Annotated in this window: 2 protein-coding genes; both read left to right on the forward strand. The window is 39.7% G+C overall.

The features are described from left to right. On the forward strand, positions 1–559 hold a 559-nt coding region (locus ACEW8O_RS25300), incomplete at its 5' end, for a hypothetical protein (RefSeq protein WP_373497413.1). A gap of 81 nt (positions 560–640) precedes the next feature. Continuing rightward, on the forward strand, positions 641–2,174 hold a 1,534-nt coding region (locus tag ACEW8O_RS25305; protein ID WP_373497414.1), incomplete at its 3' end, for a hypothetical protein.

Here is a 2,174-nt window from a genome sequence, read left to right on the forward strand (position 1 = left end):
AACCAGGCTTCGGGAAGATAATGAGAGATGGCTCTTTATAGCAAACAATCAAAAAATTTATCGGGTAAATGTTACTTGTGATGGCCTGCAGGATAGTGGTTGGTCTTTTGACCGGCAAGGATCTTTAACATCTGGTCAGCGATCTGAAATGGAATTGTTTGAAGATACAGCTACATCGTCGATTAAACTTGCTATGCCCTTATTTGTTACAGATTTACTTGGGAATAATTCGGTTTCAATCATGTCAATAGATTCCGTAACCGGAAATGTAGTCTCCGGCTCTTTTGATAATATTAATCTGGGACCTCAACTTCCAGGCCCTGCTCCTGATGCATTCGTAAATGGTTTAGAATTTTCTCCTGATGGCAGTAAGTTGTATATAACTCATAATCCCAGCACCACCAACTCAAATCCACTAAGTATATACGATTATAATACCCAAAATTTAACAAACGTGTCGGGATGGAGTGGGATATCAAATTTTAAAAATTCACAGATTCAAACCGCAAAAGATGATAACGATAATTATTCTTTGTGGTTGGCAAGCGATAATTACTGAGGAAAGATTTCCAATCCCAATTCAGGAACGCCAACCTGGTCGCCCACGGCTGTTTCGTTATCATATAATTTTAACTATGGTTTGGGGTGGGCCCAGACTCCGAATGAAAAAGATAAACTTCATATTGTCCCCAGTCAGGTAGATTTTCAGGATTATGATGAAATGTTTCTCGAAACTTGCGAATGTTGCGAAAAATGGAGTAAATATGATGCAAAAGATTATATCGTTACAGAAAGTCAGGTATGGGATGGAACTGATAATTCAATTTACAGTGGTCTCACGGATTTTCCTGAAGAGTGGATATTTATCCGGGATTCACTGGTAATATCTGCGGGGGTAACATTAGAATTGAAAAATATGGTATTTTATTTTGCTCCGGAGGCCAAAGTTGTGGTAAGAAGGGGTAGTCCGGGTATCAATGGAGGTAGGTTGATCATGGATAGTACTGTTTTCACTGTCGACCCACGATGTTTCAACCGAAAAATAATTTGTTCAGACCCACTCGATTCATGTGACATCAAACATTGGCAAGGAGTGCGGGTCGAAGGCTATTCAGATCAGGGTCAAAGTATTTCTGGCCCTACACAACAGGCAAGGCTTATTATTAGAAATGACAGCAAAATCGAACATGCCAAAATCGCAGCACTTGCCGGAAGTGAAACGGCTCCAAACATGGGAGGTGGTGTGATCAACATACATAACAGCAGAATCTTTGATAATGAAACTGGTATTCAATATGATCCTTATGTAAGATTGAGCGGAACTACTGAAATGTGGAATATGGGGCAGATTTTTAATACCCATTTTGCGACAACACCAGCATTTTTTAAAGATGATTTTGATCCCAAGTATTTTGTTCATGTCGAAGGAATTGGAGGCTTATTACTATATGGCAACCTATATGAAAATCAAATTCCCGATTCATTCTCAGTATATAGCAAAGGAACGGGTATCTATACTGTCAATTCCCGGGTTCAGGAAAGGTGGTTCTGCAGCGGCAGCCAATTGCCCGATTGCGCAGGAGGTACAATAAATCGCTCGGATTTTAAAAATTTGACTTTCGGAATTGCTGGGTATAACACCATATCAACAAGGACTTTGTATGTGCACCACGCGATTTTTAATGAGAATAAATATGGAATTAATATTCATAATTTTACCAATCCTTCAATACTCGATAATACGTTCAATGTACCCCGTGTCGACAATAGCTTCGGGATGTGGCTAAATTCATCTACGGGGTATATGGTTGAGAATAATACTTTCCAACAAGGAATCGGTTCGGGCTATTTCTGGACATTTGGAATTGTGCTTCAAAGCTCTGGTGATCAGTCAAATCTGATTTATCGAAATCAGTTTAGGGATATCACCAATGGTATCTTTTCTCAAGGGCAGAATGCCAACCCGCTTGATGAAGATATTGGATTAAGATACATGTGCAATAATTTTGCTGAGACGACCATACGCAATGCTGATATTCAGGTAAATTCAGGAACTATTAGCGATGATCAGGGTGATTGTAGTCCTGTAAATCCTGCCGGCAATTTTTTCAGCCACAGCAGTACTTTATTTGGAAACCACTATGATTTTGGAGTAAACCCGGCAGGAGTGGATC

This window comes from Aquiflexum sp., assembly GCF_041749095.1.
GTDB lineage: Bacteria > Bacteroidota > Bacteroidia > Cytophagales > Cyclobacteriaceae > Aquiflexum.